The sequence below is a fragment of the Kitasatospora sp. NPDC101235 genome (genome assembly GCF_044767505.1).
Classification (GTDB): Bacteria; Actinomycetota; Actinomycetes; order Streptomycetales; family Streptomycetaceae; genus Kitasatospora.
On record NZ_JBIWNZ010000001.1, the window covers coordinates 314,238 to 332,423 of the forward strand.

Annotated in this window: 17 protein-coding genes; 10 read left to right on the forward strand and 7 right to left on the reverse strand. The window is 72.9% G+C overall.

Annotated features, from left to right (window positions below):
* Window positions 1-3 precede the first annotated feature (3 nt).
* Complete coding sequence (locus ACIRRH_RS01530) at window positions 4-1,803, forward strand: glycosyl hydrolase family 18 protein (protein ID WP_403060098.1); 1,800 nt, start codon at window positions 4-6, stop codon at window positions 1,801-1,803.
* 122 nt (window positions 1,804-1,925) lie between these two features.
* Here the strand turns inward: ACIRRH_RS01530 and ACIRRH_RS01535 are convergent, their stop codons facing one another.
* A complete protein-coding gene (locus ACIRRH_RS01535; RefSeq protein WP_403060101.1) occupies window positions 1,926-2,507 on the reverse strand; it encodes a MarR family winged helix-turn-helix transcriptional regulator in 582 nt (193 codons plus the stop codon).
* Between the two features lie 144 nt (window positions 2,508-2,651).
* Here ACIRRH_RS01535 and ACIRRH_RS01540 point away from each other — a divergent pair, with 144 nt between their 5' ends.
* The 4 genes from ACIRRH_RS01540 to ACIRRH_RS01555 all read left to right on the forward strand — a co-directional run bounded on the left by ACIRRH_RS01540 (window position 2,652) and on the right by ACIRRH_RS01555 (window position 7,500).
* Window positions 2,652-3,956, forward strand: coding sequence for an MFS transporter (locus tag ACIRRH_RS01540; protein WP_403060104.1), 1,305 nt, complete (start codon window positions 2,652-2,654; stop codon window positions 3,954-3,956).
* Window positions 3,957-4,142: 186 nt separating this feature from the next.
* Window positions 4,143-5,765: a dolichyl-phosphate-mannose--protein mannosyltransferase gene (locus ACIRRH_RS01545; RefSeq protein WP_403060107.1), complete on the forward strand. Its 1,623-nt coding sequence runs from the start codon at window positions 4,143-4,145 to the stop codon at window positions 5,763-5,765.
* A gap of 13 nt (window positions 5,766-5,778) precedes the next feature.
* The gene (locus tag ACIRRH_RS01550) at window positions 5,779-6,627 is read left to right on the forward strand and encodes an ABC transporter permease (RefSeq protein ID WP_403060110.1); all 849 of its coding nucleotides are present in this window, start codon (window positions 5,779-5,781) and stop codon (window positions 6,625-6,627) included.
* Between the two features lie 285 nt (window positions 6,628-6,912).
* The gene (locus ACIRRH_RS01555; protein ID WP_403060113.1) at window positions 6,913-7,500 is read left to right on the forward strand and encodes a TMEM165/GDT1 family protein; all 588 of its coding nucleotides are present in this window, start codon (window positions 6,913-6,915) and stop codon (window positions 7,498-7,500) included.
* Window positions 7,501-7,562: 62 nt separating this feature from the next.
* Here the strand turns inward: ACIRRH_RS01555 and ACIRRH_RS01560 are convergent, their stop codons facing one another.
* A complete protein-coding gene (locus ACIRRH_RS01560) occupies window positions 7,563-8,714 on the reverse strand; it encodes a hypothetical protein (protein ID WP_403060116.1) in 1,152 nt (383 codons plus the stop codon).
* 490 nt (window positions 8,715-9,204) lie between these two features.
* Here ACIRRH_RS01560 and ACIRRH_RS01565 point away from each other — a divergent pair, with 490 nt between their 5' ends.
* A complete protein-coding gene (locus ACIRRH_RS01565) occupies window positions 9,205-11,277 on the forward strand; it encodes an MFS transporter (RefSeq protein WP_403060119.1) in 2,073 nt (690 codons plus the stop codon).
* 45 nt (window positions 11,278-11,322) lie between these two features.
* The gene (locus ACIRRH_RS01570; protein WP_403060122.1) at window positions 11,323-11,802 is read left to right on the forward strand and encodes a hypothetical protein; all 480 of its coding nucleotides are present in this window, start codon (window positions 11,323-11,325) and stop codon (window positions 11,800-11,802) included.
* A 21-nt stretch (window positions 11,803-11,823) separates the two neighbouring features.
* On the opposite strand, the gene ACIRRH_RS01575 is transcribed toward ACIRRH_RS01570, so the two are convergent.
* Window positions 11,824-12,300, reverse strand: a complete 477-nt coding sequence (locus ACIRRH_RS01575; protein WP_403060125.1) for a MarR family winged helix-turn-helix transcriptional regulator — start codon at window positions 12,298-12,300, stop codon at window positions 11,824-11,826.
* Between the two features lie 62 nt (window positions 12,301-12,362).
* Here ACIRRH_RS01575 and ACIRRH_RS01580 point away from each other — a divergent pair, with 62 nt between their 5' ends.
* Complete coding sequence (locus tag ACIRRH_RS01580) at window positions 12,363-12,773, forward strand: cupin domain-containing protein (RefSeq protein ID WP_403060128.1); 411 nt, start codon at window positions 12,363-12,365, stop codon at window positions 12,771-12,773.
* A gap of 62 nt (window positions 12,774-12,835) precedes the next feature.
* Here ACIRRH_RS01580 and ACIRRH_RS01585 read toward each other — a convergent pair whose 3' ends face one another.
* Window positions 12,836-13,012, reverse strand: a complete 177-nt coding sequence (locus ACIRRH_RS01585; RefSeq protein ID WP_403060131.1) for a hypothetical protein — start codon at window positions 13,010-13,012, stop codon at window positions 12,836-12,838.
* A 202-nt stretch (window positions 13,013-13,214) separates the two neighbouring features.
* Here ACIRRH_RS01585 and ACIRRH_RS01590 point away from each other — a divergent pair, with 202 nt between their 5' ends.
* The gene (locus ACIRRH_RS01590; RefSeq protein ID WP_403060134.1) at window positions 13,215-13,538 is read left to right on the forward strand and encodes an antibiotic biosynthesis monooxygenase family protein; all 324 of its coding nucleotides are present in this window, start codon (window positions 13,215-13,217) and stop codon (window positions 13,536-13,538) included.
* A 73-nt stretch (window positions 13,539-13,611) separates the two neighbouring features.
* Here ACIRRH_RS01590 and ACIRRH_RS01595 read toward each other — a convergent pair whose 3' ends face one another.
* Window positions 13,612-14,472, reverse strand: coding sequence for a LysR family transcriptional regulator (locus ACIRRH_RS01595; protein ID WP_403060137.1), 861 nt, complete (start codon window positions 14,470-14,472; stop codon window positions 13,612-13,614).
* Window positions 14,473-14,578: 106 nt separating this feature from the next.
* Window positions 14,579-15,487 (reverse strand): RNA polymerase sigma-70 factor, encoded by a 909-nt coding sequence (locus ACIRRH_RS01600; protein WP_403060140.1) that lies wholly within the window; start codon window positions 15,485-15,487, stop codon window positions 14,579-14,581.
* A gap of 174 nt (window positions 15,488-15,661) precedes the next feature.
* Between ACIRRH_RS01600 and ACIRRH_RS01605 the strand changes: the two genes are divergently transcribed.
* Window positions 15,662-16,738, forward strand: coding sequence for an NAD(P)/FAD-dependent oxidoreductase (locus tag ACIRRH_RS01605; protein WP_403060143.1), 1,077 nt, complete (start codon window positions 15,662-15,664; stop codon window positions 16,736-16,738).
* A 9-nt stretch (window positions 16,739-16,747) separates the two neighbouring features.
* Here ACIRRH_RS01605 and ACIRRH_RS01610 read toward each other — a convergent pair whose 3' ends face one another.
* A complete protein-coding gene (locus ACIRRH_RS01610; RefSeq protein ID WP_403060146.1) occupies window positions 16,748-18,067 on the reverse strand; it encodes a hypothetical protein in 1,320 nt (439 codons plus the stop codon).
* Window positions 18,068-18,186: the final 119 nt, after the last annotated feature.

Below are 18,186 nucleotides of genomic sequence, written 5' to 3' on the forward strand. Positions count from 1 at the left end.
CCCATGCTGCGCTCACGCATTGAAAGGGCCGGGGCCCCGGCTCCGCAGGGCGGCCGCCGACGCCGCCCCAAGAGCATGGCCGCCGTCGCGGTCGGCACCGCCTCCCTGCTGCTCGGCGCCGGCCTCGCGCTGTCCGGCGGCCCCGCGGCCAACGCCGCGACCACCAACTCCACCGGTGCGCCCGCCACCAGCGGCGGCATCAAGGTCGCCTACTACGACCAGTGGTCGGTCTACGCGAACGCGTACTACCCCAAGACGATCCAGGACACCGGCGTCGCCGGGAAGCTGGACTACCTGATCTACGACTTCGCCAACATCCACCCGACCGACCTGGGTTGTTTCGAGGCCACCAAGGCCGCGGACACGAACGACAACAACCCCAACGCGGGTGACGGCGCGGCGGACGCGTTCGCCGACTACCAGAAGAGCTTCGGCGCGGACATCTCGGTCGACGGCGTCGGCGACGTCTGGAACCAGCCGATCGCGGGCAACTTCAACCAGCTGAAGAAGCTGAAGGCGAAGAACCCGAACCTCAAGGTCCTGCTCTCGCTGGGTGGTTGGACCTACTCCAAGTACTTCTCGCCGGCCTCCGCCACGGACGCCTCGCGCAAGCACCTGGTGTCGTCCTGCATCGACATGTTCATCAAGGGCAACCTGCCCGCCGACGCCGGCTTCGGCGGCCCGGGCTCGGGGGCCGGCGTCTTCGACGGCATCGACATCGACTGGGAGTACCCGGGCGGTGGCGGCCACACCGGCAACATCTCCAGCCCGGCCGACAAGCAGAACTTCACGGCGCTGCTGAAGGAGTTCCGCACCCAGCTGGACGCGCAGGGCAAGACGGACGGCAAGACCTACGCCCTGGCGGCGGCGGTCGGCGCCGGCCAGGACAAGATCATGAACGTCGAGACCGACAAGATCGGTCAGTACCTGACCTTCCTCGACGTCATGACCTACGACATGCACGGCGGCTGGGACGCGCAGGGGCCGACCAACCACCAGGCCGCGCTCTACTCGACCCCGGACGACCCGTCGACCCCGGCCAAGCCGGGCAACGGCAAGTACTCGATCGACAACGCCATCAAGGCGTGGACGGTCGGCGACAAGGAGTACGGCATCCCCGGCGGCTTCCCCGCCAACAAGATCAACATGGGTGTGCCGTTCTACTACCGCGGCTGGACCGGGGTGAAGGACAACGGCAAGCACGGCCTGTTCCAGCCCGCCACCCAGCCGGCGGCCGGCGCGGCGATGTCCGGCAACGTCCCCGGCATCCAGATGTACAAGGAGCTCGCGGGCTTCGTCGACAACCCGTCCAAGACCTTCTGGGACGACGCGGCCCAGGCCACGTACTTCTACGACGGCAACACCTTCTGGAGCGGTGAGGACGCCAAGTCGATCCAGGCCAAGCTCGACTACGCGCACTGCAACGGCCTCGGCGGCTCCTTCGCGTTCTCGCTGTACGACCTGGGCACCAAGACCGCCCTGTTCGACAAGATGGTGAGCGCCACCAACGGCTCCGCGGCCTCCTGCCCGGCCCCGCCGACCGGCACGCCGACCCCGACCCCGACCGGCACCCCCACCGGTACGCCGACCGGCACCCCCACGGGCACGCCGACCGGTACCCCGACCGGCACCCCGGCCACCTGCCCGAACGCCCCGAGCTGGGACGCGAACACCACCTACGCGGCCGGCGGCACCAAGGTCTCGTGGAAGGGCCACTACTACACCAACAAGTGGTGGACCAAGGGCGACGACCCGAGCCTGAGCGGCCAGTGGGGCGTCTGGACCGACAACGGTCCCTGCTGACGGCCGACCGGACCGCCGAGGGCCTGACGGACCCTCGCCGCACCTGAAGTGACGAGTCCGGCCCGCCGGGAGGAGCCTCCTCCCGGCGGGCCGGACTCGTCTGCCTTCCCGGACCCCCGGGGTCAGGTCAGGTCGGCGGTGCGCCCGAGCGGGTCCGGCCGGCTCTCCTCGATCCGCCGCAGCATCCGGCCCAGCATCGCGGAGAGCGCGGCGCGCTCCTCGCCCGCGACGTCCTGGAGCAGTTCCTCCTCGAACACCGCCGCCATCCGCATCGACTCCAGCCACTTGTCGCGGCCGGTCTCGGTCAGCTCGATGATCACCCGCACCCGGTTGGTCTCGTCCCGTTCCCGGGTGACCAGGCCGTCGGCCACCATCCGGTCGATCCGGTGCGTCATCGCCGCCGGGGTGAGCCCGAGCCGCTTGGCCAGCTCACCCGGCCCCAGCTGGTACGGGCTGCCGGAGACCACCAGGGCCTTGAGCACCTCCCACTCGGCGGAGGTGATTCCGAGCACAGTCAGCTGCCGGTCGTACGCCACGCCCATCCGCCGGGAGACCCGGTTGAGGGTCTGCACGATCGTCTCCACCTGGGGGTCGACGGTGGGGAACTCCCGCTGGTAGAGGGCCACCTGCTCGGCGATGCCGAACTCCAGGGGGGTGGCCGGGGCGGGCTTGCCGGCAGCCGGCCGCGGCTTGTCCGTAGTCATGCGGACCAGTGTCGCACGAGCATGCACTCCTTAAGCCTTTGACTCCGCACTCTTCTGGTGCTAAGACTTTACCTCGTCAAACTTTAGCTCTGAAATCTTCTGGACTTAAGAGTATCCAGTTGAAACCAGGAAGGGGTGTGCACGGTGACCGGCACGGTGAAGCAGCAGAGGCAGCAGCGGCGTGGAGCGGGCGGCCCGCTGCGCCGCGTCCAGATCGGCAACGCGCTCAGTGCGTTCGGCAGCGGGTTCACGATGCCGTACATGTTCGTGTACGTGGACCAGGTGCGCGGGCTGGGCTCGCTGTCGGCCGGGATGGTGTTCACCGTCTTCGCGCTGGCGGCCCTCGCCGTCCTCCCGTTCATCGGCCGCGGCATCGACAGGTACGGTCCCCGCCCGGTGCTGCTGGCCGGTACGGCACTCGCCGCCACCGGCGCGTTCGCCTTCGGCCACGCCACCGGCACCCCGGCCCTGCTGGTCTCCTCCTTCCTGTTCGGCGCGGGTGTCACCACCTGCCAGCCGGCGCTCGCCACGATGATCGTCCGCTGCTCCACGGCGGCCACCCGCTCGCACGCCTTCGCGCTCCAGTTCACCCTGGTCAACCTGGGTATGGGCATCGGTGCGCTGGTCGGCGGGCAGATCGTGAACGTCACCGACCCGGCCAGCCTCACCCGGCTGTTCACCATCGAGGCGGTGACCTTCCTCGGCCTCGCCCTGGTCACCGGCACCGCCCGGATGCCCAAGGCCCAGCTGACCGTCGTCCAGGAGCGGACCGACGGCCCGACCGGGCTGCGCGCGCTGGTCGCCGACAAGGCGATGGTGCGGCTCTGCCTGCTCGCCGGGCTGATCTTCTTCACCTGCTACGGCCAGTTCGAGTCCGGCGTCGCGGCCTTCGCCACCGACACCGTCGGCACCGCGCCCTCCACCCTGGGCTTCGCGATCGGCGCCAACGCGCTGACCATCGTGGTGCTGCAGATGTTCGTCGTGCGGATCACCGCGCGCCGCCGCCGCACCACCGCGATGGCCGCGGCCGGCGTGGTCTGGCTCGGTGCCTGGGCGATGGCCCTGGTGGCCGGCCTGATCCGGACCGAGACCATGGCCGCCACGGTCGCCATCGTCTCGATCTACGCCCTCTTCGGTGTCGGCGAGTCGCTGCTCGCGCCCACCATGGGCCCGATCGTCGCGGACCTCGCCCCGGCCCGGCTGCTCGGCACCTACAACGCCGGGTACGCCCTGGTGAAGCAGATCGCGATCGCGGTCGGCCCGGCCGTCGGCGTGCTGCTGGTCGGCTCCGGCACCTGGCCGCTCTACCTGGCGGCCATGGCGGGCTCCACGCTGCTGATCGTCGCCCTGGCGCTGCGGCTGCGCCCGCACCTCACGCCGGAGCAGGACAACGCGGCCCCGGTCGTGGTCCGCGCCGTCCCGGTCCGGGAGCTCCAGACCGCCGCGTAGCGAAAAGGCCCGCAAGGGCGTTCGAAGCGGGCGTCGACCAGGTCACCTGGTCGGCGCCCGTCGCGCTTGGCTTCGCGCGCACCGCCACATAGTGTCGGTGGCTGTTGACCGCCCGGCCCGGCCGGAGTGGCAGGACCCGGGCGGAGCCAGGACCCGGGCAGAGCAGACAGGCGAATCGGCGAGGCTATGACGCAAGCGGCGCTCACGCACCCACCGGTGGCTCCGGCCCCCGCCGCCCCGGCACCGGCCCCGCGCGGGGGCCTGGTCCGCTGGGCGGCCGACCGCTCCGGGTGGCTCGGTCCGATCGCCGTCGCACTCTTCGCCGGCCTGCTGCGGTTCTGGAACCTCGGCTACCCCAACGCGTTCGTCTTCGACGAGACGTACTACCCCAAGGACGCCTGGTCGCTGCTCCAGCAGGGCTACGAGGGCACCTGGCCCGACCACGCCAACGCCGACATCCTGTCCGTCCCGCAGTCGATCCCGCTGAGCTCCGCGCCCGAGTTCATCGCGCACCCGCCGCTCGGCAAATGGGTGATGGCGATCGGCGAGCAGCTGTTCGGGCTGAACCCCTTCGGCTGGCGGTTCATGACCGCCCTGCTCGGCACCGTCACCGTGCTGATGCTGGCCCGGATCGGCCGCCGCCTCTTCGGCTCCACCCTGATCGGCTGCACCGCCGCGCTGCTGATGTCGGTGGACGGACTCCAGCTGGTGATGAGCCGGGTCGGCCTGCTCGACGGCATCCAGATGTTCTTCGTGCTCGCCTCCTTCGGCAGCCTGCTGATCGACCGCGACCGCACCCGCGCCCGGCTCGCCGAGGCCGGCGCCGCCGAGGACGCCGACACGGTCCGGCTCGGATGGCGCCCCTGGCGGATCGCCGCCGGGGTGTTCGTCGGCGCCGCCTGCGCGGTCAAGTGGAACGGCGCCCCGATCCTCGCCGCCTTCGGCATCCTGACCGTCCTGTGGGACCAGGCCGGCCGCCGCGGCGCCGGCGCCCGCCACCCCTGGCGTTCCATGCTGCGCCGGGACGCCGTTCCCGCCTTCCTCGCCATGGTCGGCTCCGCCGTGGTGGTGTACGTCGGCGCCTGGAGCGGCTGGCTGGCCAGTGGCGGAAACAGCGGGGGCGGTTACGACCGGCACTGGGCCGACGGGCGCGCCGGGCTCTCCCCGGACAGCGTCCTCGGGATCCCGCTGCCGCAGGTCTCGATGAGCTGGGTGCCCGCGCCGCTGCGCAGTCTGTGGCACTACCACTCACAGATGTACGACTTCAACACCGGTCTGAGCACCCCGCACACCTACCAGTCCAACCCCTTCGCCTGGCTGGTCGACGGCCGCCCGGTCTCGATGTACTGGGAGCAGGTCCCGTACGGGCAGCGCGGCTGCACCTCCTCGGGCGGCTGCGCGGCGCAGATCCTCGGCCTCGGCACGCCGTTCCTGTGGTGGACGGCCTGCTTCGCGCTGGTCTACCTGCTGTGGCGCTGGTTCTTCCGGCGGGACTGGCGCTCGGGCGCGGTGCTGTGCGCGGTGGCCGGGATCTACCTGCCCTGGTTCCGGTACCAGGAGCGGACGATCTTCTCCTTCTACATGGTCGTGCTGGTGCCGTTCCTGTGCCTGGCCGTCGCCCAGATGCTCGGGGCGATGCTCGGCCCGGCCGGGTGCAGCCCCGAGCGCCGCCGGATCGGGGCGATCGGGGCCGGGGCGATCGTGCTCGCGATCGTCGGCTGCTTCGCCTTCTTCTACCCGCTGTACACGGCGGAGGTGATCCCGATGTCGTCCTGGCAGGACCGGATGTGGTTCACCAGCTGGATCTGATGGGCCGGATCTGATGGCCCCGGCGGACTCGGCCGTCCCGGCGATCCCGGCGATTCCCGCGATCCCCGTGGACCTGGCGGTCCCGGCGGACCTGGCAGCCTCCGGTGGTCAGCTGCTGCCGGTCACCCCGGTGCTCGGGGTGGTCACCGCGGTGCTGCTGCTGGCTGCCGTCGCGGTGGCCGGGCGGGGCCTGCTCGGCCACGGGCACGCGGTGCTGCGGGCCGGCTTGCGTGCGGTGGTGCAGCTGGCGGCCGTCGCCGCGGTGATCACCTGGGTGGTCGGTTCGCTCTGGTGGTCGGCGCTGTTCGTGCTGCTGATGTTCTCGGTCGCGGTGCGCACCGCCGGGCGGCGGATGACCCCGGGCCCGGGCTGGCTCTGGGCGGCCGCCCCGATCGGCGCGGGCGTGCTGCCGGTGCTCGCCCTGCTGCTGGGCGTCGGACTGCTGCCGGCCGAGGGCCTGTCCGTCATCCCGGTCGCGGGCATCCTGATCGGCGGTGCGCTCAGCGCGACCTCGCTGGCGGGGCGGCGGGCCCTGGACGAGCTGCGGCTGCGGCGCGGCGAGGTGGAGGCCGCGCTGGCGCTCGGCTTCGAGGAGCGCGAGGCGCGGCTGGAGATCTGCCGGACGGCGGCGGCGACCTCGCTCGTCCCGGCGCTGGACCAGACCCGGACGGTCGGCCTGGTCACCCTGCCCGGGGCGTTCGTCGGGATGCTGCTGGGCGGGGCCTCGCCGGTCCAGGCGGGGGCGGTGCAGCTGTTCGTCCTGATCGGGTTGCTGGCGGTGGAGTCGGTGGCGATCGTGGTGGTGCTGGAACTGGTCGGGCGCGGGCTGGTCGCGGCCGAGCCGGACGGGGGCGTCCGGTAGGCGGGTCCGTCTTTCGGGCCGGGGCGGTGCAGGTCCGGTGGGGCCGGCGACCTCGCCGGACGGGCCGGTCGGCGACGTCCGGTACGCTTGGGCGCGTTGAAGGGGAGTAGCCCTCCACCGGACCGTCGACATACTGGCCCCCAGGGGCCCGGCGCCCGGGGCACCGCTCGATGAGCGTTGCCGGCGAGACCTTCGGCCGCAGTGCTGTGACCATGAACCAGTGCTGTCGGGCCGGAGCGTCCCCTGACGGAGCCGCGGCGGCCGGGCAGCCCGACCGAGGAACCCTTGATGAGTCTGACCGTTGCCGCGTTGACCTTCGGCATCATCTTCCTGGCCGAACTGCCGGACAAGACCGCGCTGGCCAGCCTGGTGCTCGGCACCAAGTACCGCGCGAGCTTCGTCTTCGCGGGCATCGCCGCCGCCTTCGCCCTCCAGGTGGGCCTCGCGCTCGCCGCCGGGCACCTGCTCTCGCTGCTGCCGCACCGCTGGGTGGAGGGCGTCACCGGCGTGCTGTTCCTGGTCGGCGCGGGGATGCTGCTGTTCCACGGCGGCGAGGACGAGGACGAGCACGCCGCCAAGGAGCCGTCCTCGAACAGCTTCTGGAAGGTGGCCGGGGCCAGCTTCGTGGTGGTCGCGATCGCCGAGTTCGGCGACCTGACCCAGATCATGACCGCCAACCTGGCCGCCAAGTACGCCGACCCGCTGGCCGTCGGCCTCGGCTCCTGGCTGGCGCTGTGCGCGGTCGGCGGGATCGCCATCGTGGGCGGGCAGAAGCTGCTCAAGTACGTGCCGATGAAGCTGATCATCCGGGTGGCGGCGGCGATCATGGTGGTGCTGGCGGGCATCAGCCTCTTCGGCGCGATCACCGGCTGATCTTCGGGCCGACCGCTGACCGCCGGCCGATCTCTGGCCGACCGCCTGCTGACGCGCAGCCGTCAGCAGGCGGGGTGCTTCTCCAGGGCGGCGCGGGTGTTGGGCCCGAAGACGCCGCGCTTGTCGCCCTTGACGTCCCACATCCGCTGGACGTAGCCGACGGTGTTCACCGTGATGTCGTCGTACACCCCGGTCACCGGTATGGACGCGAAGCATCTGATGGCCACGGCGAGCTTCTGCTGGAGGTCGGTGACGTCGGGGCCGCTCATCCCGTACTGCAGGACCCGCGGGGTCGGGGTGGCAGCGGGTGTCGGGACCGGGACGGGGGGCGCGGGCGCGGTCGGCGTGGGGGCCGGGGCGGGGGGAACGGCCGGGGCCTCGGCGGTCGGCGTGGCGGCCGGCGGCGGGGTGGCCGTCTTCGTCGGGCTCGGCCTGCGGGTGGGGGTGGGTGTCGGGCTCGGCGCCTCGCTGGTCGGCGCCACCGTGCTCGGGGCGGGCGCCGCCAGGGTGGGCGGGTCCACCGGCGCGGGCACCAGGGTGCTCGTCGGCAGCGGCTGTGCCTGCTTGGCCGGCGGCTCGCCGGAGGGCGTCACCGCGTACGCGACGCCGATGGTGAGCGCCACCAGGGCGGCGCCGATCCCGGCGAGCAGCCCCTTGCGCTGGGCGAGCGGGCGCAGGTCGGCCTGTTCGGCCGCCCGTCTGGCGGCCCGGCCGCCGCCGGCCTCCGGCCCGGGCGTGTCCGGGGCCTGCCCGAAGGGGAAGAGGCCGATCTCGTTCGCGTCCGGCCCTGTCGCCGATCCTGTTGCCTGCGGCTGCGCCGGGTACCCGCCCGGCCCGGTGGGCGGCGCCGGCGGCATGACGGTGGTGGCGTAGGCGTCGGCATCGGGCCCGAGCGGGGCCTGCCCCGGGGCGACGGGCGGCAGCACCGTGGTGGCGTAGGCGTCCGCGTCCGGTCCGAGCGGTGGAGCGGCCGGCGGCCCGGGCTGCCCCGGGGGGACCGGCGGCAGCACCGTGGTCGCGAACGGGTCCACCACCGGCGCGTCCGGGTGGGCCTCGTCGGCCACCTGGCCGGCGGCCTGCGGGACGTACGGGCGGACCAGCGGCGGGCCTTCGAGGTGGGGCAGGACGGCGGTCTCGGTGAGGCGCGGGTCCGGGACGCAGCCGCACCCGGTGGAGCGTGCGGTGCCGCACGTCGGGCAGTGCTGGTCCGGCATCGGCCGGTCCTCCTCGGTTTCGCGTCGACTTCGCGGGCGGTCGTTCGGTCGTTCGGCGCACGTTCCGGGCGGACCGGGGCGCACGATCGCGCCTGATTATGCAGGACCGCCCGAAGGGTGGACAGGGGCGTCCGTCCCCAGTCGGGAGTGTTGTGTCGGTTGGTGCCGGTTGGCTCCTCGGGGAACGCCCGGGGCGCGGCGGTTGTCCCCGGCGCTTACGCTCGGCTCAACCCGACGGAACACATCGGGATGAACAGGCCAGCGCTGTGAGCTGGGAGTGATCATCCGCACGGCCCGGCCGACGGGCCAGCGACCCCACGGAGACGCCATGCCCACGGAGACGTCGTGATGTCGACGGAGACGCGATGATGCCCGCGGAGACGCCGTGGGTGCTTGCGGAGACGGCGTGCACTCCCGCGGAGGCGCCGTGCGTGCCTGCGGAGACGGCGTGCACTCCCGCGGAGACGCCGTGCGTGCCTGCGGAGACGCCATGACCGATCCGCACGCCGCGTCCGACCGGAGCCGCGCGGGCGAGCCCGGCCCGCCGGCGGTCACCGTCCCCAACCTCTGGGTGCCGATCGGCGCCCTGCTGCTGGCGATGCTGCTCGCCGCCCTCGACCAGACCATCGTCTCCACCGCGCTGCCGACCATCGTCAGCGACCTCGGCGGCCTTGAGCACCTCTCCTGGGTGGTCACCGCCTACCTGCTGGCCTCCACCGCCGCCACCCCGCTGTGGGGCAAGCTCGGCGACATGTACGGCCGGAAGCGCTTCTTCCAGGCCTCCATCGTGATCTTCCTGATCGGCTCGATGCTGTGCGGGATCGCCCAGAACATGGGCGAGCTGATCGCCTTCCGGGCGCTCCAGGGCCTGGGCGGCGGCGGGCTGATCGTGCTCTCCCAGGCGATCGTCGGCGACCTCGTCGCGCCCCGGGACCGCGGCCGCTACCAGGGCCTGTTCGGCGCCGTGTTCGGCGTCACCAGCGTGCTCGGGCCGCTGCTCGGCGGACTGTTCGTCGACCACCTCAGCTGGCGCTGGGTCTTCTACATCAACCTGCCGATCGGTGTCGTCGCCCTGGTGGTGATCGCTGCGGTGCTGCACGGGGTGGAGGTCCGGAGGGAGCACCGGATCGACTACCCGGGCACCGTCCTGATCGCCGCCGTCGCCACCTGCCTGGTGCTGATGACCTCACTCGGTGGGACCACCTGGGCCTGGAGCTCCTGGCAGATCGTCGGCCTCGGGGTGCTCGGGCTGGTGCTGCTGCTCGCCTTCGTCCTGGTCGAGCGGACCGCGGTGGAGCCGGTGCTGCCGCTGCGGCTGTTCCGCTCGCGGACGTTCAGCCTGGTGGCGGTGATCTCCTTCGTGGTCGGCTTCGCGATGTTCGGAGCGCTGACCTACCTGCCGACCTTCCTCCAGGTGGTCCATCGGGTCTCGCCCACCATGTCCGGCATCCACATGCTGCCGATGGTGCTCGGCATGCTGCTCACCTCGATCGGCTCCGGCCAGATCGTCGCCCGGACCGGTCACTACCGGGTCTTCCCGATCGCCGGCACGGCCGTGACCACCGTCGGGCTGCTGCTGCTCTCCCGGCTGGACGAGCACAGCAGCACCGCCGAGATGAGCGTCTACTTCCTGGTCTTCGGTCTCGGGCTGGGCCTGGTGATGCAGGTGCTGGTGCTGATCGTGCAGAACTCGGTCGGCTACGAGGACCTCGGCGTGGCCACCGCGGGCGCCACCTTCTTCCGCTCCATCGGGGCGTCCTTCGGCGTTTCCATCTTCGGGACGGTCTTCGCGAGCGGACTGCGCAGCCGGCTCTCCGACGCCCTGGCGGGCGTGCCGCTGCCGCCCGGCTTCCGGCCGGAGGCCATCACCTCCGACCCGCGGGTCATCTCCCGGCTGCCGGCCGCCGTCCAGCAGGGCGTCTACCACGCCTACGCCGAGTCGATCACCCGGGTGTTCCTGTACGCGGTGCCGGTCGTGGTGGTCGCCTTCGTCCTGTCGCTGTTCCTGCGCGAACAGACGCTGCGTACCACCGTCACCGCGCCGGACCTGAGCGAGTCCATCGGGCTCAACCCGGTCGAGCGCACCTCGCTGGACGAGATCGCCCGCGCGCTCTCGGTGCTGAACAGCCGCGAGGCCCGGCGCGACCTCTTCCGGCGGATCACCGAGACCGCCGGACTGGACCTGCTGCCCGCCTCCAGCTGGCTGCTCCTCCAGATGCACCAGCACGGCTCGGTCGAGCCGGCCGAACTGGCCGAGCGGCGGATCGTCCCGGTCGCCGTCATCGAGGAGGCCGTCCGGGAGGTGGAGAGCCGGGGGCTCGCGGCGCGGACCGACGATCTGCCGCTGAGGCTCACCGAACCGGGGGAGGCGGTGGCGCTGCGGCTGGTCGCCGCCCGGCGCACCCAACTCGCCGAACTCCTGGGGGACTGGGACGAGCAGCGGTACGGCGAGCTCTCCGGGCTGCTGAACCGGCTCAGCTCCTCCCTCTGTGCGGGCCTGCGCGACCGGCCGGACTCGTCGGGGCCGGAGCCGCCGTACCGTGGGGAGGGGCGGTCGTTCTGACGGCCTGAAGGACGGCGGGCCTGTGACCGGGAAGGGTGGTGCGGCATGCCGCTCGAAATCGAGCGCAAGTTCCTGCTGGGTTCCTTCGAGCCGCCGGAGACGGCGGTGCGGCAGCACATCGAGCAGGGGTACATCGCCATCAAGGACGACGGGACGGAGGTGCGGCTGCGGCGGATCGGCGGCAGCGGCGTCCTCGGCGTCAAGCGCAAGGCGTCCTCGGCCGGCGCCCCCGTACGGATCGAGGTGGAACGCGCGCTCGGGGAGCAGGAGTTCACCGAGCTCTGGTCGGCCACCGAGGGGGCCCGGCTGGTCAAGGACCGGTACACCTTCGACTCGTCCGGCGTCACGGTCTACGTGGACGTCTACCAGGGGGAGTTGGCCGGGCTGCGCACCGTCGAGGTCGAGTTCGGCTCGGAGGCCGAGGCGGAGGCGTTCTCGGCGCCGGACTGGTTCGGCGCCGAGATCACCGGCGTGAAGGCGTACAAGAACCAGACCCTGGCGACCAGCGGGATGCCCAAGTCCTGACGCCCCAAGGGTGCTGATCGCCTACGGCGCGCCGAACCAGCGCGGGGTGTCGAGGCGGAACGGGTCGCCGGGGGCGAGTCGGCGCAGGCCGTCCTCCAGCTGTCGCAGCTGCTCCTTGCCGAGGGCTGTCGACCACTCCTCGCGCAGTTCGTCGAAGATCCGGGCGGAGCGGAGCAGGCAGTCCACCCCGCGCTCGGTGAGCCGGACCAGCTTGCGCCGGGTGTCGGCCGGATCGGCGGCGCGCTCCACGTAGCCGAGCTGCTCCAGATTGTCGATGGTCTTGCCCGCCGCCTGCTTGGTGACGCCGAGGCGGCGGCCGAGCTCGGAGGCGGTGGTGCCGTGCGGGCCGATCGCCTGGAAGACGAAGCCGTGCATCGGGCGCAGGTCGGGATGGCCCTCGCGGGCGATGCGCTCGTGCAGCTCGTCGATGGTCATCCGGAAGGCGAGCAGCAGGCGCAGCGGCAGTTCGAAGCCCGGCGGGGGCGGTTCGCTTGACACGATAGACAACCTCATTGACGATATGGACAACTTCATTGTCCACCTTAGGGGGTTCCTTCGCCATGCCCGTCATCCGCCGGACCGACGCCCGCCGCACCGAGACCCCGAACGCCCGCATGACCACCTACGCCTCGCCCACCCAGGGCTCCACCTCGCTCGCCGTCTGGCACGTCGACATGACCGCCGGCGCCCAGGGCCCGCTGCACGCCATGGACACCGAGCAGGTCTGGACCCTGCTCACCGGCACCGCCCGGGTCGACCTGGCGGGGGAGACCTTCACCCTCGCCGCCGGCGACACCGCCGTCCTCCCCGCCGACACCGCCCGCCAGGTCGCCACCGACACCGGCTTCACCGCCGTCGTCGCCTCCCCGTCCCCCGCCCACGCCTACAACCCCGACGCCCGAACCCCCGAAGGTGCCTGCGCCCTCGCCCCGCGCGACGACCAGCGCGTCCTGCCGCCGTGGATCGCCTGAGCCTGACGCTGGTGGGGGCGGCCGAGAACTCATCCTCGGCCGCCCCCGCTCGCTGGACTTCGCTACTGCTCGCCCTCGATGTCGTCCCGCAGGTCGTCCAGGTTCTGCTGGCCCTGCTGCTGGCTCTCGGCGGCCTTCTGCTGAGCCTCATCCTGCTGAGGCTTCCGCTTGCCGAGGCGCTCCTTGGCCTCATCCTCGAGCTGCTGGGCCTTGTCCCGGAACTTGTCACCGATACCCATGACCGTTCCCCTGTTCCTCGGGTTCTGGGCTCTACCTCCAGGCTGGCACTCCGGCCCCTTCCTCGCACATGGGCACTTCGCTACCGACCGTAACCATCGCGCCTGCGGACCGCCCGGCCGTGAGGTGTAGGAGACTGCTCCCCGTAGGCAGTCATCGGACCGGCGGCCGCACCAGCGACCCCGGCGGAGCAGAAGGAGCGCCATGTCCGTCGTCAAGATCAACGTCCTGACGGTACCGGCCGAGCAGCGCGAGGTGCTGGAGCAGCGCTTCGCCTCCCGGGCCGGCGCGGTGGAGAACTCGGACGGCTTCGAGTGGTTCGAACTCCTCCGCCCCGTCGAGGGCACCGACCAGTACCTCGTCTACACCCGCTGGCGCGACGAGGAGTCCTTCAAGGCCTGGATGGAGGGCCCCATGAAGGCGGCCCACCAGCACGGCGGTGAGGGCGAGGCCCCCAAGCGCCCCGCCGCCTCCGGCTCCACCCTCTGGTCCTTCGAGGTCGTCCAGTCCGCGGGCCCCAAGGCCTGACGTCCGAAGGGCAGTTGCGCGCCCCGGGGTTCCGTGAACCCCGGGGCGCGCGGCTGTGTGCGGGCTCGGGCGGTCAGGCGGCGGCGTCGAGGAGGGCACGGAGGCCCGGGAGGGGGTCGCGGGCGGCGCGCCACAGGAGGCGGAGACGGAGGGGCGGGAGGTCGAGGGGGAGGCGGACGAGCGTGCCGGCGGCGAGGTGGTCCTGGACGGCGCAGGCGGGGAGGAGGGCGATGCCGAGGCCCTGTTCGGCGCAGGCGCGGGTGACGGGGAGGGCGCCGGTGTGGAGGCGTTGGACGTGGTGGCCGAGGAGGCGTTCGCCGGCGAGGTGGTAGGAGCAGGCGGGGGTGTCGACGAGGAGGCGGTGACCGCGGAGGTGCTCGCGGGTGAGGGTGGTGGCGTGGGCGAGCGGGTGGGTGGGGGAGGCGACCAGGGCGAGGGGGACGTCCTGGAGGTCGAGGTGGTCGAGCGGGGCGGGCGGCAGGTAGAAGCCGAGTGCGCCGAGCGGGCCGGGGGAGTCGAGGATGAGGGCGGCTTCCAGGGCCCCGGCCGCGACGCCGCCGAGCAGGCCGTCGCGGGCGGTGTCGGTGTGCAGGGATATCTCCAGGCCGGGCCGGCGGTCGGCGAGACGCGCTAGGACGGCCGGGACGTGGGTGGCGGCGATGGCCGCCAGGGCGCCGAGGCGCAGGCGGGCCCGGGTGGCGACGACGTCGCGGCGGGCCTGTTCGGCCTGGTCGAGGAGTCGGCGGGACCAGGGCAGCAGCCGTTCCCCGGCCGAGGTGAGCGTCATGTCGCGTCTGGCCCGGTCGAACAGTTCGGCGCCGAGGCTGTGTTCGAGGGTGCGGACCTGTTCGGAGACGGAGGACGGGGCGAGGCCGAGCGCCACGGCCGCGCCGGTGACGGTGCGGTGGGCGACGACGGCCTCGAAGACGCGCAACTGACGTAGTTCCACTGGCTCCCCCGAACGGCCTCGTTCCCGGTGCTGCGGGACAGCGTACGGGGGCGGAAGGGGGCGTTCCTGGATTCCGGCCGGTTCGGCGGCTTCAGAGGCTCACCGCCGTCTCCCGTTTCATGTGGGTCAGCTTCTCCGGGTTGCGCACCGAGTAGATGCCGGTGATCCGCCCCTCGTCGAGGCGCATCGCCACCACCAGGTCGATCTCCCCGTCGACCCGCAGGATCAGCGCCGGGTGCCCGTTGACCTGGGCGGACTCCGTCGTCCCCAGCGGTCCCCACACCGCCACGCCGGCGGCCAGCAGGCGGGCCACCGGCCCGGCGCCGACGGTGGGCCGGGGCATGGCCTGCTTGACGCCGCCGCCGTCGCTCATGGCGACTACGTCGGGGGCGAGGAGGTCCAGCAGCTGCTGCAGGTCGCCGGTCTCGACGGCCCGTTGGAAGGCGGCGATGGCGGTGCGGGCCTCGTCGGCCGAGACGGCGCCGCGCGGTCGGCGGGCGGCGACGTGGGCCCGCGCCCGGTGAGCGATCTGGCGGACCGTGACCGGCGTCTTGTCGACGGCCTCCGCGATCTCCTCGTACCCGAGGCCGAACACCTCGCGCAGCACGAACACCGCCCGCTCGGTGGGCGCGAGGGTCTCCAGGACCATCATCATCGCCATCGAGATGCTGTCCGCCAGCTCGACCTGCTCGGCCACGTCCGGCGAGGTGAGCAGCGGTTCGGGCAGCCACGGGCCGATGTACGACTCCTTGCGCCGGCCGATCGTGCGCAGCCGTCCGAGCGCCTGCCGGGTGGCGATCCGGACCAGGTAGGCGCGCTGGTCCCGCACGGTGGCGAGGTCGACGCCGGCCCAGCGCAGCCAGGTCTCCTGGAGGACGTCCTCGGCGTCCACCGCGGAGCCGAGCATCTCGTAGGCGACGGTGAACAGCAGGTTGCGGTGGGCGACGAACGCCTCGGTGGCCGGGTCGGGCCGGCGGCCGTCCGCGTGCTCGCTGCTCATCTCGGGTCTCCTTCCGGTCGGCTGGTGCCTCCCACAGGACGCCGGCGCCCGCCGATCCGTGACACCCCACACCGTGTGACCTGTGTCATACCGGCGCCGGTGTCACGCGGCGTGGCCCGCCGGCATCTTCTGCCCGACCGAACGAAAAACGCAACGCGTCGGCAGGAGGCCGAGATGACGGTGGTACCCGAGATGAAGGTGGTCGTGCTGGGCGCCGGTTACGCGGGCATGCTCGCGGCGAACCGGGTCGCGAAGAAGGTGCGGGCCGCCGAGGTGACGGTGGTCAACCCGCGCCCGGACTTCGTGGAGCGGGTGCGGCTGCACCAGCAGGTCGCGGGGACGGGCGCCGCCGCGACGCCGATCGCGTCGATGCTCCGGGCGGGGACCACGCTGAAGGTCGGCACCGTCGACCGGATCGGCGACGGCCTCGTCGCCCTCGACGACGGGACGGGCCTCACCTTCGACTGGGCGTTCCTCGCCGTGGGCAGCACGGTGCGGCCGATGCCGGGCACCGTCCCGGTGGGCAGCTGGGAGGGCGCGGAGCGGGCCCGTACCGAGCTGGCCGCGCTGCCTGCCGGGAGTGCGGTCACGGTGGTCGGCGGCGGTCCGACCGGGATCGAGACGGCGGCCGAGGTCGCCGAGGCGCGGCCGGACCTGCGGGTGCGGATCGTCGGGGCGGCGGTGGCCGAGGCCTTCTCCGGCACGGCGCATCGGAAGGTTCGGGACGGGCTGGCGGGCCTGCGGGTCGAGGTGGTGGACGACAGCGTCGTGCGGGCCGCCGACGGTGCGGTGCACCTCGGGTCGGGCGTGGCGCTTCCCTCCGACCTGACCCTGTGGGCGATCGTGTCGGGCGTCCCCGACCTCGCGGCCCGCAGCGGCCTCACCGTCGACGAGGACGGCCGCGCGGTCGTGGACGCGTCCCTGCGCAGCGTCGACGACGAGCGGATCTTCGCCATCGGCGACTGCGCGGCGGTCCCCGGCGCCCGCTTCGCCTGTGCGCTCGCCGGCCCGCAGGCGGCTCACGCGGTGGACAACCTGCGCCGCCTGCTCGCGGGTCGCACGCCCGCGCCCTACGAACCGCGTTACATCGCCCGGGCCGTCACCCTCGGCCGGGGCGACGCGGTCGGCCAGTTCACCCGGCGCGACGACACTCTCCGGCGGACGCACGTCGCCGGACGCGCCGGGGTCATGATCAAGGAACTGGCCTCCCGCGGCGGCAAGTTCGGCGCCCGCACGGGCATCGGTGGCTGACTGCCCTGTTCAGCCGGCGAGCGCGTGGGCCTCGTGCAGGGTGGCGGTCGCGTCGGCGTTGTCGCCGTGGACGAGTTGTGCCATGGCCAGGTCGGTGAGTGCCCTGACCAGGCGCCGGGTGTCGTCGGCGGGGTCCGTCGCGTGGAGGCGGCGTTCGATCTCGACGCTCCGCCGCAGCCGGGGGAGCGTGAGGTGGGTGTAGCAGGTCGGGTGGTCCCCCAGGACCGCCCGGCGCAGGTCGAGCCGCCGGGTGAGGGTGCCGAGGGTGGCGAGCAGGTCGCGGTCGTCCGGCAGGGGCGGCGGGCCGTCGGTGTGCTCGGGCGTGCAGTCCTCGTCCGGCGGGCAGGAGGCCTCGGGCGTTCCGGTGATGGCCTCGACGGCCTTCGCGAGGACGTCCAGTCCGTCCTCGAAGGACGCACGCAGGCTGAAGGACCAGTGGTGGAGGCTCAGACCCAGCACCGGCTGGAGGCGTTGGCTCGGGTCGACACCGAGCGCGAGCGGGTCCGGGGCGTCGGCTGCGGCCTGTTCGTCCCGCACCCCGGAGCGGGCGAACAGCGAGCTCCGCAGGGCTTCGTGGAAGCCGAAGTTGCCGCCGCTGCCGCGGGCGGGCAGGCGCTCGCAGGAGCGGGCGGCCTCCGCGAGCAGGTGGTGGGCCTGCCCGGGGTCGCCGAGGTCGGCGAACCACAGTGCGGCACCGGCGGCCCGCAGTGCCGTGACGGGGCTGCGGGCCGGTTCCGCACGGTCGTCGCGCAGCCAGGCGAGGGCCTCGTGTTCGACGGCCACGGCCTCCTCGGTGCGGTCCGCGAGGCGGAGCATCAGCGTGAGGTCGAGCAGCCGCCACGTCAGGTCGCTTCCGCCCTGCTCGGTCACCGCCCGGGAGCGGTCGGCCACCGCGCGGGCGGCGTCCACGGCTTCGTCGAACCGCCCCGCCTCGGCGAGGCCGTGGGCGAGGTCGGCGCGCATGACGGCGGCCCGGCCGAGGTCCGGTACCGGTTGGTCCGCTTCGGCACGCCGGGCCAGGTCGGCCGCCTCCTGCCGGGCGGCGAGGGCTCGGTCGTCGGCGTGGGCCAGGGAGTGGTGCAGGGCGAGGGAGGACAGGGCGTGGCAGGCGGCGCCCAGGTGTTCGGTGCCGCCGTCGGCGACCAGGGCGCGGTAGATGCCGGCGGACTCCTCCAGGAACGGGATGGCGTCCTCGGGCCCGGGCCTGGGATGGTTGTAGGCCCGGCCCCGCAGCGCCTCGGCCAGCGCGGGCAGGCCCGAGGCGGGGTCGGTGCGGGCCTGGACCCGGAGCCGGGCGACCGTCTCGTCGGTGACCGGATCCCGCCTCATCGGTGCGCTCCTCGTGCGGTGCGGTCGGACGGGGCTCCGCAGGTGGTGGTCACACGCTTCCTTCCGGGGGCAGGGCGCGGGGGTCTCCAACCCGAACGCCCGTCCGCCCGGGATGAGTT

What these genes read in the sequence shown, in the direction of transcription:
- ACIRRH_RS01530 (WP_403060098.1), top strand. Translation starts at nt 4, where the DNA reads ATGCTGCGCTCACGCATTGAAAGGGCCGGGGCCCCGGCTCCGCAGGGC.
- ACIRRH_RS01535 (WP_403060101.1), bottom strand. Translation starts at nt 2,507, where the DNA reads ATGACTACGGACAAGCCGCGGCCGGCTGCCGGCAAGCCCGCCCCGGCC.
- ACIRRH_RS01545 (WP_403060107.1), top strand. Translation starts at nt 4,143, where the DNA reads ATGACGCAAGCGGCGCTCACGCACCCACCGGTGGCTCCGGCCCCCGCC.
- ACIRRH_RS01550 (WP_403060110.1), top strand. Translation starts at nt 5,779, where the DNA reads ATGGCCCCGGCGGACTCGGCCGTCCCGGCGATCCCGGCGATTCCCGCG.
- ACIRRH_RS01560 (WP_403060116.1), bottom strand. Translation starts at nt 8,714, where the DNA reads ATGCCGGACCAGCACTGCCCGACGTGCGGCACCGCACGCTCCACCGGG.
- ACIRRH_RS01565 (WP_403060119.1), top strand. Translation starts at nt 9,205, where the DNA reads ATGACCGATCCGCACGCCGCGTCCGACCGGAGCCGCGCGGGCGAGCCC.
- ACIRRH_RS01570 (WP_403060122.1), top strand. Translation starts at nt 11,323, where the DNA reads ATGCCGCTCGAAATCGAGCGCAAGTTCCTGCTGGGTTCCTTCGAGCCG.
- ACIRRH_RS01580 (WP_403060128.1), top strand. Translation starts at nt 12,363, where the DNA reads ATGCCCGTCATCCGCCGGACCGACGCCCGCCGCACCGAGACCCCGAAC.
- ACIRRH_RS01585 (WP_403060131.1), bottom strand. Translation starts at nt 13,012, where the DNA reads ATGGGTATCGGTGACAAGTTCCGGGACAAGGCCCAGCAGCTCGAGGAT.
- ACIRRH_RS01590 (WP_403060134.1), top strand. Translation starts at nt 13,215, where the DNA reads ATGTCCGTCGTCAAGATCAACGTCCTGACGGTACCGGCCGAGCAGCGC.
- ACIRRH_RS01600 (WP_403060140.1), bottom strand. Translation starts at nt 15,487, where the DNA reads ATGAGCAGCGAGCACGCGGACGGCCGCCGGCCCGACCCGGCCACCGAG.
- ACIRRH_RS01605 (WP_403060143.1), top strand. Translation starts at nt 15,662, where the DNA reads ATGACGGTGGTACCCGAGATGAAGGTGGTCGTGCTGGGCGCCGGTTAC.
- ACIRRH_RS01610 (WP_403060146.1), bottom strand. Translation starts at nt 18,067, where the DNA reads ATGAGGCGGGATCCGGTCACCGACGAGACGGTCGCCCGGCTCCGGGTC.